Below are 15,874 nucleotides of genomic sequence, written 5' to 3'. Positions count from 1 at the left end.
TCTGCTGATTGCCAACGGAGTTCATGGCGCGATGGGATCGGGCCGGATGTCGGCGGGGTGCGCGGTGGCAATATACTTGATCGCGGTCGCCTGGGACAGGCCGAACATCCGCATCAGGTGGACGGGGTCGGCACTCTCGTGGGCCTCGTCCAGGATGCGGTCCTCCCGAAGCTTTCGGGCCTGGACGCCGGCCTGGTGGAACGGGGCTCGCAGGGTGATCTTGGTGACTGGGGCGTTCTTGTCGGAGGCCGCGGACACCCGGGTGACCAGGAGGTGCGGGTTGGCGGTGTAGGGCCATCGCTGGTCGCGTTCGATGACCCACTGGGTGGCCAGGTTCAGGGTGATCTCGTCGAGGAAGACGATGTGGTCGGGGTGGCCTGGCCTGATGACTCGAAGTCGACCTCTGGCCCGGTCCAGGCCCCGAAGTGGAAGCCTTCGCAGGTCGGCGAAGGTGAGGGCGTGGATGGCGACCAGGGCGAGGATCAGGCGGTCGCGCGGGCTTGAGACCTTGTCGAGCAAGCCGTTCAGCCGGTCCGGGGGCAGTGGCGTGGGCATGCGGGGGCTGACGTGCAGGCTGACGGCTCGGGCCGGGTCCCGGAAGATCAGGCGCTCGCGCCGCAGGGCCCGAAACAGCGACCTGAGTCCGACGTGGCGGGCCCGTTTGTCGCCGGCCTTGACGGCCTCCTCGACGTGCTCCTTGGTGATCTCGCGGAAGCTGGTGATGCCGGCGGCGGCCCAGCCCTCGAGCACGGGTGACACGTCCTTGACGTATCGGCTGGCGGTGGCAGGAAGGATGGGGATGCTGGGCTTCGTGCTCTGGCCCAGAAGGACGTCGATCCAGACGTTGACCCCGTGAATGAACGGCTTGGGCAGCCCGTCCGCGATGCGCCGGGCGCGTGCGATGTGCGCGTCGACGGCATCCTCCTCGGCCAGCAGGCCTTGGCGACGGAGGTAGTCGATCACGCGGGCGCCCTGGTGGTTGGAACTCAGCGAGGACAGCGAGCGGACATCCGCCTCGCGGATCGGCGCGTCGGCACCGAGATAGGCCAAGAGGATCCGCAGGACCCGCTGGCTGCTCTTGGTCTGCTCCGGCGTCCAGCCTCGGTCCTTGATGTAGTGGTTGAAGTCGGCGATCAGATCAGCCGCCTCAGGGGTGACGGCCGGCAGGTCGGCCTCATCGATGCGAGTCCAGTCCCGAGCGGGGGCCTTGAACAGCGCCTGCTGGCCCGGGGCGGCCAGGTGCTGGGACGGAGGCTGCGCGGCCCTGTCAGCCGCCTTCGCGGCCCGTCTGCGGGTATCGAAGCGGCCCCTGCGCGGGCAGCTCTGCCCGGGGCCGTAGGTCGCCCGTCTGGAGGGCGCGAACCGGCCGCCGAACCAGAGCTGGTCACCCCCCTCGAGTGCGGCGCCGTGGATGTCGACCTCGGTCTCGGCCAGGACGAGGGTGCAGAATCGGCAGAGCTCCCCGCTCAGCGGGAGTACTCGTCGACAGCGCGAGCACGGCCTGGGCCGAGGGTGGGCCTGCTGCCAGGCCGCGCAGGGCAGGCAGATCTTCCAGCGGTCGTTCGCCCAGGCCATGCAGTGGGCACAGCTTCCGGAGAAGAGAAGCGATCTGGGGACGATCCGGTGCTTTCGTTCAGCGAGGAGTCCGGCCCGGTCGAGGGCCGATTCGATCGTGGGCCGCATCTGGGGCAGGTCGGCCAGGGACTCCGGGTGGACCAGCCGTTCGCCCGGCTCCCGCGCGGCCAACGCGAGCAGGGCGAGGCCGCGGGTCGTACGTCGCCAGGCGGCGTCGGTTCCGCGCTCTGCCGAGATCTCCGCCAGCGTCTCCACCACGAGCTGGAGGTCGGGAATGTCGCGGGCCCGGAGACGGGCCGCATGTTCCATCGTGAAGAACCTGGGCGGGGTCGCGAACAGCCCAAGCTGGCCATCGACTTGCGGCGTGCAGATGTACTCGGCGCTCTGGTCCTCCTCGGGTGGGAACTCGGGTGGAAGCCGTCGGGCCTTGGTGCTCGCGGTGCCGGCACGGCTCGCCTTCCGCAAGGGCTGGATGTTGGGCAGTCGAAGTCCGTCCAGGTGAAGCGTGAGCTGACGGGGCCGGCCGCTCGGCAGGTACTCCCCTCGCACCTCTGCCCGAAGCCAGGCGTCGTCCTCACCGAACCGAACAGCCAGGAGACACGCCGGGCAGGTGCCTTCGAAGTTGAGAGCGACTCGCCACCCGCACCGCCGGCAGGCCCCCAGCCGTGCCCCGTCATTCCCGCGCTCAGCCCGGCCAAGGCTTCGAGCGCAGGTCGGACACAGTCCGCACCAGTTCACGAGCCCCCAGCCCGCGCAGAAGCTGCAGCTGCCGACCCTCCGTAGACGTGGCATCTGAAGCTCAGTTCGGGGGGAGCGACCGTCGGCGACCACCCGTGGACGGCTTGGCAACCGGCCGAGCCGGGCCGCTGGCGGGCCTCGCTTCGTCTCCGACCGCCAGCCGTTGCGGCCCGTGCTCGCCCACAGCCGTGGCGACGGGCTCGGCTTCCATGAGCTCAGCAACCGTGCAGTTCAACGCGGTGCAGATCATGTCGAGATCGTCGAGCCTGACCGTGATCGGCTTGTTCGACCACAGGGCCGCGACCTTGCTCAGCGAGGGGGTGAATCCCACCTCCGCGAAGGCCGCCTGCAGTTGGGTGGGCCGCCAGATGTCGCGCTTGGCCGCGACCCAGCGCAGGTTCCACTTCACTTCATGACTCCCCACTCAGCCGGCGAACCGCTCGCCGGGACGACTCCAGGCTCCGCCGCTCGGGATCTCCCTTGGCGGTCGCCAGATATCCAACCGTGGTCGTTGCCCAGGTATGACCCAAAAGCACTTGAATATCCCAAAGAGGCATCCCTGCTTCATAGTTGTGTGTTGCGCATGCATGTCTCAGCAGGTGCGGGAAGAGATGGTCGACGGAGCCGCTCAGATGTTCACGCGAGGCGATCTTCAAGGCCCGGCGGAAGGTGTCAGGACCGACCGGTGGAGCCGTCGGCATGTTGAGATCGGCCACCGACTTGGGCAGCCGCTCGGATGGGAACAGCGGCGCGTGGGGATCACTGGGGTCGTCGTGGAACTCTCCCCGGATCTCCTCGATGAACCACCACAGCAGTTCCCGCCCCTCAGCGAACAGGAAGGCCTCGCGCTCACGCGGCCCGGACCCCCGGGCTCCTTTGCCGTGGACCAGGAAGCGTCCCCACTGACCGTGTTCCCAGTGGATGTCACCCAGACGGACCGCACAGAGCTCCGCCGCCCTCACTCCGGAGATGTACGTCAGCTTCGACATCACGTAGTTACGGACCGCCACCGGATACTTCCGCGCGGCAGGAAGCGCGTCCCGCCAGGAAGCGAAGAAGTCCGCCGTCTCCCTGACCGAGGGCGGGATCCGAAGGCCGAAGTCACCACGATGCCGAGGCCGGTTGAACGCATCGATCGGCGATTCGACCGTGGCCCCGAACCTCCTCATGATCTCGCCCGCGTACCGCTGCTCGAGGAACGCAAAGTAGCCGTCGATCTTCGTGGCCTTCGCGCGCATCGTCGAGTGCTTCCCCGCCTTGCCCGGCCCGGCGAAGTAGCGGTCCAGGTCCCGCGACGTCAGCCGCCACGGAACGACGTCGTAGAACGAGCACACCTCCACCACGGGCTGCACCAGAGCCTGCAAGGTCCTGGGGGCCAGCCCGGCCACGTCCCGGGCCCAGCAGTACTCCGCGAGCGTGTCCTGGTACAGATCGCGCTCCGCCTCCGGCGAGGAGGACTCGCTGGCCCGCCGCTGAAGAGTGAGCACATCAGCAAGCGCCGGCTCCCGCTCAAGCGTGCCCGCGCCGCCTGCTCCCGTGATGAGGGACAGGCGAGGGGTCCCAGAATCTGTCACAAGCTGTGAAATTACGCGACAAGCTCCTGGAATCTGCCAGTAACCGTCAGAACCTCACCCGATCGTGTAGACCTGGCGCACAGGGCCCTGACCAGCGTGAACAGCAGAGACGCGCCCTCCAGCACCCCCGGGGAACCCGCCGTCTCTCCACTTGGATCACCATCGAGGAGCATCGTCCGCCGCCCCGTCCGTGCGGCCGTGACAGCGAGGGCGCAGGCCAGCGTGGAGGCCCCGGCGCCGCCCCGGCCGCCGAGCACGGCGACGGTGACCGCCGGCGAACCGACGCCCTCGGCCGCGTCCGCGATCCGGTCCAGCAGCCAGGCCTCGGCGTCGGGCAGGAACAGCACGTGCTCGGCGCCCAGTTGGACGGCCCTGACCCACACCCCGGGATCGTCGAGGTCCAGCCCGAGCAGCAGCACCCCGGCGCGCCTGCCCAGCCCCGCGCAGCGCTCCGCCTGGTCGTCCCCGACCAGGACCAACGGGGCGGCGTCCCACAGCTCGCGCGGCGGCGGCGCGCCCCTGATCAGCCTGGGTTCGGTGCCCGCCGCCGCACAGAGCCGCAGCAGGTGCTCGGCCAGGCCCTCGTCCGCGGTGACCACGAGCGGCCCAGCGGCCGCGGGGCCTTCGGCGGTGACGTGGTCGGCAATCGGCGTCGACATGGTGTTCTCCCCTCTGCGCCGCGGCCACCGGGGTGGCCACGACGCGCGTCGGACGGTTCCGACGGACGGCCGCCGGGCGGGCCTCTGGAAGAAGGGGGGATGAGGCCCTGCCCGGCGACCGCCGCCGACCATCACGGTGGGGGGAGATCCGGATTCCGTCATCCACGTTCCGATTGCCTGTGGATAACTCGGGGGCTGTGGATGAAAACGTTCACCCGGGCGGGGGGCTATTCGTCGAAGAATTGACGAAAGGGGATCACGGAGATGAACCGGCTCTCCGCCGCCCCGAGGCCGACCGCCTTCCGGACGCCCACGCGCCGACTCTTCCGCACCCCGTCGTAGCGGCCCGCGGCACAGCTCGAAACGAGCGCGCGCGCCGCGCCCGCCATGAGCAAACGGCAACGCAGAGTGACGAAAGGTGGTGGACAGACGGAGCTGTCGACACCCCCTGCACACCTCCGACGAGGCCCCGCGGAAGCTGCGGCAGCGGGCCTTCAAGCCCTGAAAACGGCCCCGGACGTGCGACGACCCCCGCCGGGGGGGAGAGCGGGGGTCGTCTATCCACAGCCCGACTCGGGGGGGAGGAGCCGGACCGGGTTAGCACGGTCGCGAACGATCCGTGACTTCCATGGTGTACCCGAGCGGCCAGAAACACAAACCCGCACGCCCGCGAGTACACCGAATGGCGGGGTGTTTTGTGGCTCCCTCTATCCTCGGTTCCCGTGGACACCACCGAGAACGCCGACGACCACGCCGACGAGTCCCAGGGCGGCCCCACCGGGCCCGACGAGCCGACCGCACCGGGCCGACCCCGGCCGAACGGACTGCGCACGGCCGCCTTCTTCGACCTCGACAAGACCATCATCGCCAAGTCGAGCGCGCTGGCCTTCAGCCGCTCCTTCTATCAGGGCGGTCTGATCAACCGTCGGGCCGTACTGCGCAGTGCGTATGCCCAGTTCGTCTTCCTGGTAGGCGGCGCGGACCACGACCAGATGGAGAAGATGCGCGAGTACCTCTCCGCGCTCACCCGGGGCTGGAACGTCCAGCAGGTCCGCGAGATCGTCGCCGAGACGCTGCACAACCTGATCGACCCGATCATCTACGACGAGGCCGCCTCGCTGATCGAACAGCACCACGCGGCCGGCCGGGACGTGGTGATCGTCAGCAGCTCCGGCTCCGAGGTGGTCGAACCGATCGGCGCGCTGCTCGGCGCGGACCACGTGATCGCGACCCGGCTCAAGGTGGAGGACGGCTGCTACACCGGCGAGATCGAGTACTACGCCTACGCCGAGAACAAGGCCGCCGCCATCCGGGAGTTGGCCGAGGCGGAGGGCTACGCCCTGGCCGAGTCCTACGCCTACAGCGACTCCTCGACCGACCTGCCGCTGCTGGAGGCGGTCGGCCACCCCTCCGCCGTCAATCCCGACCGCGCGCTGCGCAAGGAGGCGCAGGCCCGGGAGTGGCCGGTGTTGGTCTTCGACCGGCCGGTGCAACTGAGACGGCGGCTGCCCGAGTTCTCGGCGCCGAGCGGTTCGGTACTGACCGCGGTGGCGATCGGGGCGGCGGCGGTGACCGCCGGGGTCGTCTGGTACCTGGCGCGTCGGCGCAGGCCCACGACCCTGCGCCCCCGACGGAAGCCGTGATCTAGCACGAAGACCGCCAAAACGGGCAATCGACACAGACTTCTCGTTTCGGGTTCCCCTTTCGGCCGAAACGCGATACAAATGAAGCACGGCCCGCGAGACCCGGTCAGGACCGAAGAGGTCAAACCGACAACGCAGTTCAGGCCCACGGACCGCACGTACAGGTATCCGAGCACCCACATGCAGCCGACCCGCTGTCGGGCCGCCGGACCAGACGAACGGGCAGGATCCCCGTCTGATCGGCACTTCCGGTGCATGCTTGGTCACCCGGTATCTGCACCAGCGGCGGCACCCAGCAGGATCAGGTGCCGCCGCATCTTCGTGTCCGCAACGTCTTCAGCGCCCGCAGCGCCCTCGGAGCCGGCTACGCCCTCGGGGTCCGCAGCGCCTCCGAGCGAGGGCGGCCGGGCCGCTCAGGCCATGCCGCGCTGCATCGCCTCGCAGACCGCCGTGCTCTCCCGCACCCCGAGCCGCAGCGCCCGCCCGCAGTGCGCGATCCAGGCCGCCATCCCCTCGGGCGTACCCGCCAGGTAGCCCGCCAGGGCGCGGCGGTAGGTGCCGGTGCCCAGCTCGGCCAGGCCGACCTCGGCGGGGCAGATCGACTTCGGGTCGAGGCCCTCGGCAATCAGCACGATCCGCTGGGCGGCCCGCGCGATCAGCCCGTTGTGGGTGCCGAACGGCCGCAGGGCGAGCAGTTCTCCGTGCACCACCGCGGCGACCACCAGGGCCGGCGTCCCCACCCCGTGCCCCTCCGCGCGGGCCACCAGCAGCCGGGAGAGCTGGTCCAGCCGGGCCGCGACCTCCTCCGCGTCCGGGGCGGGTGGCAGCACCGGCAGCGGCCCGGTCCCGGCCTCGACCTCGACGCTCTCCACCGGCTCGAGCTCCAGTGGGAACAGTTCGTCGGCGCGCTCCCCCGCCCGGCGCGGCCGACCGGCGGCCGGGTCGGCGTCGCCGACCGCGAGCAGGTGCAGCCTGGCCAGCACCTGCAGCGGCGAGTGCCGCCAGACGCTGAGCAGCTGCCCCGCCTCGGCGGCCATGCGCAGGGCCGCGCCGACCGTGCGGGCCTCGGTGTCCAGGCCGAAGTCGGTGCGGCGCCGGACCTCCTCCAGCGGCCAGTCGGCCCCGGCCACGGCCGCCGACGCGCGGGCGCCGCGCAGCGCGGACTCGGAGGTGACCTCGGCCGCTCGGCGGCGCATCACCCGGTGGCCGTACAGCCGGTCGACGGCCTTGCGCACCTCGGCCACGGCGTCGGGCACCCCGGGGAGCTGGGCCAGCGGGGCGAGGGGATCTGTTCCAGTGCTCACCTACCCGAGAGTAATGAACGGCCCGCCCCTCCCGGAACAGCAACCCCACATCACCCGTTCGAGGCAATCCTCACTTCCCTTCCCCGGCGGGGCACAAACCCCCGCTAGCATGGCCGCTATCGGAGACGATAACTATTTCCAGTTAGGGGTGTCCCACGCGCGCCCCTGAGCACGCGGCCCGCCCCCAGGGCCCAGAGCGAGAGCCGGAGCCCCAGATGAAGATCGCCTTCGTCGGCAAGGGCGGCAGCGGGAAGACCACGCTGTCCGCACTGTTCATCCGCCACCTGGCCGCCATCGGTCGGCCGGTCATCGCCGTCGACGCCGACATCAACCAGCACCTGGGCCCCGCCCTCGGCCTGACCGACGCTCAGGCGGCCGAGCTGCCCCCGCTCGGCGGGCGCCTGCCGGAGATCAAGGAGTACCTGCGCGGCAGCAACCCGCTGATCCGCTCGGCCGACGAGATGATCAAAACCACGCCGCCCGGCCGCGGTTCGCGACTGCTGCGGATCGTCGAGGAGAACCCGGTCTACGCCGCCTGCGCCCGCCCGATCGCACTGGACGAGGGCTCGGTCCGACTGCTGGCCACCGGCGCGTTCACCGAGGAGGACCTCGGGGTGGCCTGCTACCACTCCAAGGTCGGCGCGGTGGAACTGCTGCTCAACCACCTGCTGGACGGCCCGGACGAGTACCTGGTCACCGACATGACGGCAGGTTCGGACTCCTTCGCCTCCGGCCTCTTCACCCGCTTCGACCTGACCTTCCTGGTGGCCGAGCCGACCCGCAAGGGCGTCTCGGTCTACCGCCAGTACAAGGACTACGCGCGGGACTTCGCGGTCCAGCTGCGGGTGATCGGCAACAAGGTGCAGGGCCCGGACGACCTGGCCTTCCTGCGCCGCGAGGTCGGCGACGACCTGCTCACCACCTTCGGACAGTCGGACTGGGTGCGCCGGCTGGAGCAGGGCGCCGAGCCGCCGCTGAAGTCGCTGGAGCCGGCCAACCGGGCCGTGCTGGAGCAACTGCGGACCGAGGCCGAGGCTGCGTACGAGCTGCGCGACGCGCGCCGCTACACCGAGCAGGCCGTGCTCTTCCACCGGCGCAACGCGGAGAGTTGGGCAAACGCCAAGGTCGGCGTCGACCTCGCGACCCAGGTGGACGAGGGCTTCGTGCTCGGCGGGTTCCCGGGCGAGTTCACCGCCGACGGCGCGTCGGCCACCCCCGCGGGAGCCACCGCCTGACCCCAGCGCGAACGGCACCGCCACCGACCGGACGGGCTGCGGGCTCCCCTCCACCCCGGGGAGCCCGCAGCCCGTCCGCCGTGTCGGTGCGCCCCCACCTGCGAATTCCCGCCAGTTCGATCACCACCCAATGGGGTGAACCGGGGATTTTCCGCTTCCCTCCGGGAACGACGCCGTGCAAAGCTTTCATTACCCTCGGTTTACCGAGTCTTGACGGCCCTCCCACGGCCCTCGGCGAGACATCCCGCGCCTCGCCCTGGCCCTCGGCGGGCCGGATGGTCGACGCCGGCCGGTGACACCCGCACTCCCCGCCGCGCCCACGCCATCCCGCCACACCGTCGCGCCCACGACAGCCGATCCGCCCCGGAGCCCGACCCCGGGCTCACCACCGGACCTGACTGCGTTCGTTCCCCCGGACAGACGGGAAGACCATGACCCTCGACATCTCCAGTGCCCCCATCGCCTCAGACACCACCGACCACGCGCCACCGGACCCCGGCCCCCGGATCCGCTGGACCCAGGACCTCTCCGCCTCCCTGGTGGTCTTCCTGATCGCCGTGCCGTTCTCCCTCGGCATCGCGCTCGCCACCGGCGCCCCGCTCACCGCCGGTCTGGCCGCCGCGGCCGTGGGCGGCATCGTGGTCGGGCTGTCCGGCGGCACCCCGCTCATGGTCAGCGGTCCCTCCGCCGCGCTGACCGTGATCACCGCCGGGCTGATCGCCCAGTACGGCTGGCGGGCCACCTGCGCCGTCACCGTCGCCGCCGGACTGCTGCAACTCCTGCTCGGCGCACGCCGGGTGGCCCGGACGGCACTCGCCGTCTCGCCCGCGATCGTGCACGGCATGCTGGCCGGAGTCGGACTCACCATCGCCCTCGCGCAGCTGCACGTCGTCCTCGGCGGCTCCCCGCAGAGCTCGGCGGTCGCCAACCTCCTGGCGCTGCCCGAGCAGTTGTCCGGTCCGCACCCACCGGCGGTGCTGGTCGGCGCGGTGACCGTGGCCGTGCTGCTGGGCTGGCCCCGGCTCGACCGACTCCCAGGCCGTGCGGGCGAGTTCGGTGCCCGTCTGGCCAAGGTGCCCAGCCCGCTGGCCGCCGTGGCGACCGCCACCGCGCTCGCCCTCGCGCTGGACCTGCGACTCGCCCACATCGAACTGCCCTCCTGGCAGCCGCAGTCTCTCGTGCCCGCACTCCCGCACGGTTCGCTCGCCGGGGTGCTCGCCGCCGCCCTCACCGTCACCGCCGTCGCGAGCGTGGAGTCGCTGCTGTCCGCCGTGGCGGTGGACCGGATGTCCCAGCGCACCGGTGACCTCGACCGCGAGCTGCGCGGACAGGGCCTCGCCAACCTGGTCAGCGGGCTGGTCGGCGGACTGCCGATCGCCGGCGGCGCCGTGCGCAGCACCGCCAACGTCCGGGCCGGCGGGCAGACCAGGTGGGCCTCGGTGCTGCACGGCGTCTGGGTACTCGCGGCCGCACTGGCGCTGGCCGGTGGGCTGCGCCGGATCCCGCTGGCCGCCCTGGCCGCCCTGGTGCTGGTGGTCGGGCTGCAGATGGTGAGCTTCGCGCACATCCGCAACGTGCACCGGCACCGCGAGTTCCCGGTCTACCTGATCACCATGCTCGCCGTGGTCGCCTTCGGCGTGCTGTGGGGTGTCGGCCTCGGCGCCGCCACCGCCGTACTGCTCGCGCTCTACCGGCTGACCCGTGCCCACGTGGACGTCGAGACCGGCCCCGACGGCTCGGTCACCGTCCACACCCATGGGCCGCTCACCTTCACCGCCGTCCCCCGGCTGAGCCGGGCGCTGGCCGGAATCCCCGAGGCCACCGAGGTCACCGTGGTGCACGACGGCTCCTTCCTGGACCACGCCGCGTACGAGACGCTGCACGACTGGCGGACGGGACACCAGGCCGCGGGCGGCCGGGTCTCGCTGGTGACGCGGCGCCAGGACGACGAGGTGCTCGATCCCGACGGCACGGTCCGCACGGGCAGCTCGCCGGGCCCGCACCGCTGCCGGGCCTGGACGCCCTGGGTCGGCCACCGCTGCATCGAGCAGCAGGAGGACCCGCACGGCCGGCTGCTGGACGGCGTCCGGGTGTTCCAACAGCACACCGCCCCGTTGATCAGGCCCGAACTCGCCAGGCTGGCCCGGGAGGGGCAGACGCCCTCCCAGCTCTTCCTGACCTGCTCGGACTCGCGGATGGTGACCAGCATGATCACCAACAGCGGCCCCGGCGACCTGTTCGCCGTCCGGAACGTGGGCAACCTCGTACCGGCCCCGTTCGAGCCCGGCGCGGCGGACGACTCGGTGGCCGCCGCGGTCCAGTACGCGGTCGAGGTGCTGGAAGTGCGCTCGATCACGGTCTGCGGCCACTCCGGCTGCGGCGCGATGAAGGCCCTGCTGGACGGCGTGCACGACGAGCGCACCGGGCCGCCCACCCCGCTGGCCCGCTGGCTGCGCAACGGCCGCGGCTCACTGGACCGGCTGCGACGGGTCCCGGCCGAGTTCGCCGACCGGCCGGTGGTGGACCTCGTCGAGCAGCTCTGCATCACCAACGTGGTGCAGCAGCTGGACCAGCTGATGGCGAATCCGGCGGTGGAGCGCCGGGTCGAGGAGGGCAGCCTGCGACTGGTCGGGATGTACTTCGACTTCGCCACCGCCCAGGCCTACGTCCTCGACCGCGACGCCGGGACGTTCAGTCCGGTCGAGGCCCGCACCGAGGCCCACGCCGGCGCCTGTGCCGAAGCCCGGCCGGACGGGCGACCTGACGAGAAGTCGGCCGAACGAGCGGGAAAGGACGGCCGGGTTCCCGTCGACGGCGGCGAGGACGGGCCCCAGCTGGCCGCCTGAGAGCCGGGCCCGTGTCCCCGCCGGGCGGGCCGGGGCGCGGGCCCCCCGGCCGCCGTGCGGTCCGCCGCCCCGCGCGGCGGACCGCACGGCCGGTCGTTCGATCTTCGGTCATAGGTCTACACCAATTCCAAGGAGCCTCTTGTCAACTGACCCGTTCGCCTGGTGAGCTTGTGCGCTGGGACACACGGGACAATCCCCACCCACGGGATCGCCCCAGATCATGACTCGATGAGGAGTGCGCGTTGAGCAACGAGAGCCTGGCCAACCTGCTCAAGGAGGAGCGGCGTTTCGCCCCGCCGACAGAGCTCGCCGCGGCCGCCAACGTCACCGCGGCCGCGTACGCTCAGGCCTCCGAGGACCGGCTGGGCTTCTGGGCCGAGCAGGCCCGCCGCCTCAGCTGGGCCGTCGAGCCGACCGAGACGCTCGACTGGTCCAACCCGCCCTTCGCCAAGTGGTTCGCCGACGGCAAGCTCAACGTGGCCTACAACTGCGTGGACCGCCACGTCGAGAACGGCCTCGGCGACCGGGTCGCCATCCACTTCGAGGGCGAGCCCGGCGACAGCCGCTCGATCACCTACGCCCAGCTCAAGGACGAGGTCTCGCAGGCCTCCAACGCGCTGCTGGAGCTCGGCGTCCGCAAGGGCGACCGGGTGGCGGTCTACCTGCCGATGATCGCCGAGGCGGTCGTCGCGATGCTCGCCTGCGCCCGGATCGGCGCCACCCACTCGGTGGTCTTCGGCGGTTTCTCCTCCGACGCCGTCGCCTCCCGCATCCAGGACGCCCAGGCCAAGCTCGTCATCACCGCCGACGGCGGCTACCGGCGCGGCAAGCCCTCCGCCCTCAAGCCGGCCATCGACGAGGCGCTCACCAAGGTCGAGGGCGTCGACCACGTCCTGGTGATCCGCCGCACCGAGCAGGAGATCCCCTGGACCGAGGGCCGCGACGTCTGGTGGCACGAGATCACCGCGCGCCAGTCCACCGAGCACACCCCCGAGGCGCACGAGGCCGAGCACCCGCTGTTCATCCTCTACACCTCGGGCACCACCGGTAAGCCCAAGGGCATCCTGCACACCTCGGGCGGCTACCTCACCCAGACCAGCTACACCCACCACGCGGTCTTCGACCTCAAGCCGGAGACCGACGTCTACTGGTGCACCGCCGACATCGGCTGGGTCACCGGCCACTCGTACATCGTCTACGGCCCGCTCTCCAACGGCGCCACCCAGGTCATCTACGAGGGCACCCCGGACACCCCGCACCAGGGCCGGTTCTGGGAGATCGTCCAGAAGTACGGAGTGACGATCCTCTACACCGCGCCGACCGCGATCCGTACCTTCATGAAGTGGGGCGACGACATCCCCGCGAAGTTCGACCTGTCCTCGCTGCGGGTGCTGGGCAGCGTCGGCGAGCCGATCAACCCCGAGGCGTGGATCTGGTACCGCGAGCACATCGGCGGCGGCAAGTGCCCGATCGTGGACACCTGGTGGCAGACCGAGACCGGCGCCGTCATGATCAGCCCGCTTCCGGGCGTCACCGAGACCAAGCCGGGCTCGGCCCAACGCGCCCTGCCGGGCATCGCGGCCACCGTGGTGGACGACGAGGCCAACGAGGTCCCGAACGGCTCCGGCGGCTACCTCGTGCTCACCGAGCCGTGGCCGTCCATGCTCCGCACCATCTGGGGCGACGACCAGCGCTACATCGACACCTACTGGTCGCGCTTCCAGGGCCGTTACTTCGCCGGTGACGGCGCCAAGAAGGACGAGGACGGCGACATCTGGCTGCTCGGCCGGGTGGACGACGTCATGCTGGTCTCGGGCCACAACATCTCCACCACCGAGGTCGAGTCGGCCCTGGTCGGCCACCCGTCCGTGGCCGAGTCCGCCGTGGTCGGCGCCGCTGACGTCACCACCGGCCAGGCCATCGTCGCCTTCGTGATCCTGCGCGGCGGCATCGCCGAGAGCCCCGAGCTGGTCGAGGAGCTGCGGGCGCACGTCGGCCGCACGCTCGGCCCGATCGCCAAGCCGAAGCAGATCAAGGTGGTCGGCGAGCTGCCGAAGACCCGCTCCGGCAAGATCATGCGCCGCCTGCTGCGCGACATCGCCGAGGGCCGCGAGGTCGGTGACACCACCACCCTCGCCGACAGTACGGTGATGAGCCAGATCCAGGCCCAGCTGCCGCCGAACGGCGACAACGGCTGAGTGCGGCGCTGACGACGGAGCGCGCAGCGGGCTCGGCGCGCTGAAGCCGTGACGGGGCCCGGGCGGTGTTCACCGCCCGGGCCCCTTCGTCATGCCCGCAGACGGTGTGACACCCGGGCGACGGGCAGGTCGTCGTAGCGCGGCCCAGCTGCGCGGCCCAGCTGCGCCGCCCGACCGCGCTGCCCGACCGCGTTGGGCGACCGCGGTCCGAGCGGTCCGCAGCCGGGCTTGGAGTAGCGCACCTGGAGGCCCGGCGTCTCCCGGACGGGGGCGGCGGCTGCGGCCGATGACAGGGGGGCGTTCACCCGACTGCGCGCGGCCCGGGCTGTTCGGGCGACGGTCCACTGCTACTCGGGAGTGCAGAACCGTCCCGCAGGGCTTAAGTCCTTTAACAGGACGATCCCGATGTCACCCGAAAAGTCCCGTTAGACTGCTAAGGACGCATCAAGATCCTTGAGCAGGAGTCGCGGGCGTCAGAGGGCGCGCCGGGAAGTCTGGTCGGCAACTGCACCACCCGTGCATCCGTCGCCGCTCCCCGCCCCAGGAGGTCCCACGTGACCGACCAGCCGCCCGTCCACGAGCCGACGACCCGCCGCCAGCAGTTCCTCGGCCGGCTGTCACTGCCCGAGCGCACCTTCATCACCGACGCCCTGCGCACCGAGACGGTCGGCGGCATGCTGCTGCTGACCGCCGCCGTGGTCGCCCTGATCTGGGCCAACGTCTGGCCGCACTCGTACGAGAGCGTGCTCGACTACCGGATCGGCCCGTCCGCCCCGCTCCATCTCGACCTCACCCTGGCCACCTGGGCCAAGGACGGCCTGCTGACGATCTTCTTCTTCGTGGCCGGCATCGAACTCAAGCGCGAGTTCGTCGCGGGCGAGCTGCGCACCCCGAGCGCCGCACTGCTGCCGGTGGTCGCCGCCGTCTGCGGCGTCGCCATGCCCGCGGTCCTGTTCGCCCTGGTGAACTCCGGCAGCGGCGGACACCCAGGCGGCTGGGCCATCCCGACCGCCACCGACATCGCCTTCGCGCTCGGTGTGCTCGCCGTGGTCGGCAGCCACCTCCCCTCGGCGCTGCGCGCCTTCCTGCTCACCCTGGCCGTGGTGGACGACCTGATCGCGATCCTGATCATCGCGATCTTCTACAGCTCCGGGATCAAGTTCTGGGCGCTCGGCCTGGCCTTCGCCGGCCTGGTCCTGTTCTGGTTCCTGCACCGGCGCGGGGTGAAGGGCTGGTACCTGTTCGTACCGCTGGCCGTCGTGGTCTGGGCGCTGATGCACGAGAGCGGCGTCCACGCCACCGTGGCGGGCGTCGCGATGGGCCTGATGCTGCGCTGCCACCGGGAGGGCGACGAGAAGCACTCCCCCGGCGAGCACATCGAGCACCTGGTCCGCCCGCTCTCGGCCGGGCTGGCCGTCCCGGTGTTCGCGCTGTTCTCGGCCGGGGTGACGATCTCCGTCCCGGCGCTGCGCGAGGTCTTCACCCAGGCCACTCCGCTCGGCATCGTGACCGGTCTGCTGGTCGGCAAGACGGTGGGCATCTTCGGCGGCACCTGGCTGGCCGCCCGGTTCACCCGGGCCGAGCTGAACCCGCGGCTCAAGTGGGCCGACCTGTTCGCCGTCTCGGTGCTCGCCGGGATCGGCTTCACCGTCTCGCTGCTGATCAGCGAACTGGCCTTCCCCCACGACCTGGCGCTCGCCGACCGCTCCAAGACCGCCGTCCTGGTCGGCTCGCTGCTCTGCGCGACGATCGCCACCGTGCTGCTGAAGCTGCGCACCCGGCACTACCGCACGCTGTGCGAGGAGGAGGACCAGGACGTGGACGGCGGCGTGGGCGGCAGCGTGGACGGCGACGGCGTGCCGGACGTCCGCCAGCAGGACGAACCGGCCCGGCGCCTGCCCCGCGAGGGGTTCGGAGGCGACGGCTGAAGCCCTTCCGGAGGGGTCCAGCGCGCCTTCCGAAGCCAGGACACGTCCCTCCGCCGGGGCCCCGGAGTGGTGTCCGACTGACCGGTAGGGGCATGATTCTGAGCTGTCGACACACCACTGACGCCTCCGGATCCCCCACCGGCACCGGAAACCGCACACCGCGACGGCGTCACG

Annotated in this window: 9 protein-coding genes and 1 pseudogene; 5 read left to right on the top strand and 5 right to left on the bottom strand. The window is 71.2% G+C overall.

The features are described 5' to 3' along the window. Positions 1-21: 21 nt before the first annotated feature. From BOQ63_RS24845 to BOQ63_RS24830, 4 genes and pseudogenes are all read right to left on the bottom strand, one after another. Positions 22-2,040 (bottom strand): site-specific integrase, encoded by a 2,019-nt coding sequence (locus BOQ63_RS24845; RefSeq protein WP_143174565.1) that lies wholly within the window; start codon positions 2,038-2,040, stop codon positions 22-24. A 334-nt stretch (positions 2,041-2,374) separates the two neighbouring features. Beyond that, entirely contained in the window at positions 2,375-2,722 is a 348-nt protein-coding gene (locus BOQ63_RS24840; RefSeq protein ID WP_072653004.1) for a helix-turn-helix domain-containing protein, read from the bottom strand. A 1-nt stretch (position 2,723) separates the two neighbouring features. Further along, positions 2,724-3,800 (bottom strand): tyrosine-type recombinase/integrase, encoded by a 1,077-nt coding sequence (locus BOQ63_RS24835; RefSeq protein ID WP_454130155.1) that lies wholly within the window; start codon positions 3,798-3,800, stop codon positions 2,724-2,726. 233 nt (positions 3,801-4,033) lie between these two features. After that, positions 4,034-4,546 (bottom strand): annotated as a pseudogene (locus BOQ63_RS24830) (CpaE-like family protein); the annotation flags it as partial. Positions 4,547-5,370: 824 nt separating this feature from the next. On the opposite strand from BOQ63_RS24830, the gene BOQ63_RS24825 reads away from it, so the two are divergent. Further along, the gene (locus BOQ63_RS24825) at positions 5,371-6,189 is read left to right on the top strand and encodes an HAD family hydrolase (RefSeq protein ID WP_030288083.1); all 819 of its coding nucleotides are present in this window, start codon (positions 5,371-5,373) and stop codon (positions 6,187-6,189) included. A 413-nt stretch (positions 6,190-6,602) separates the two neighbouring features. Here BOQ63_RS24825 and BOQ63_RS24820 read toward each other — a convergent pair whose 3' ends face one another. Next, positions 6,603-7,493: a Fic family protein gene (locus BOQ63_RS24820; RefSeq protein WP_078938823.1), complete on the bottom strand. Its 891-nt coding sequence runs from the start codon at positions 7,491-7,493 to the stop codon at positions 6,603-6,605. A gap of 215 nt (positions 7,494-7,708) precedes the next feature. Between BOQ63_RS24820 and BOQ63_RS24815 the strand changes: the two genes are divergently transcribed. The 4 genes from BOQ63_RS24815 (at position 7,709) to nhaA (ending at position 15,700) form a co-directional block, all read left to right on the top strand. Then, positions 7,709-8,728, top strand: a complete 1,020-nt coding sequence (locus tag BOQ63_RS24815) for an ATP-binding protein (RefSeq protein WP_030288088.1) — start codon at positions 7,709-7,711, stop codon at positions 8,726-8,728. A 431-nt stretch (positions 8,729-9,159) separates the two neighbouring features. Beyond that, positions 9,160-11,574: a SulP family inorganic anion transporter gene (locus tag BOQ63_RS24810; RefSeq protein ID WP_079183740.1), complete on the top strand. Its 2,415-nt coding sequence runs from the start codon at positions 9,160-9,162 to the stop codon at positions 11,572-11,574. A gap of 242 nt (positions 11,575-11,816) precedes the next feature. Beyond that, positions 11,817-13,772 carry an acetate--CoA ligase gene (gene acs / locus BOQ63_RS24805; RefSeq protein WP_072654989.1) on the top strand — a complete coding sequence of 652 codons (1,956 nt, stop codon included), beginning with the start codon at positions 11,817-11,819 and terminating at the stop codon, positions 13,770-13,772. Positions 13,773-14,326: 554 nt separating this feature from the next. Next, positions 14,327-15,700 (top strand): Na+/H+ antiporter NhaA, encoded by a 1,374-nt coding sequence (nhaA, locus tag BOQ63_RS24800; RefSeq protein ID WP_072654988.1) that lies wholly within the window; start codon positions 14,327-14,329, stop codon positions 15,698-15,700. Positions 15,701-15,874 lie beyond the last annotated feature (174 nt).

Origin of the sequence: Streptomyces viridifaciens, assembly GCF_001888885.2 — a bacterium.
Lineage (GTDB): Bacteria > Actinomycetota > Actinomycetes > Streptomycetales > Streptomycetaceae > Kitasatospora > Kitasatospora aureofaciens.
The sequence above is the reverse complement of the archived record's forward strand: the minus strand, read 5'-3'. Positions and strand labels throughout refer to the sequence as shown.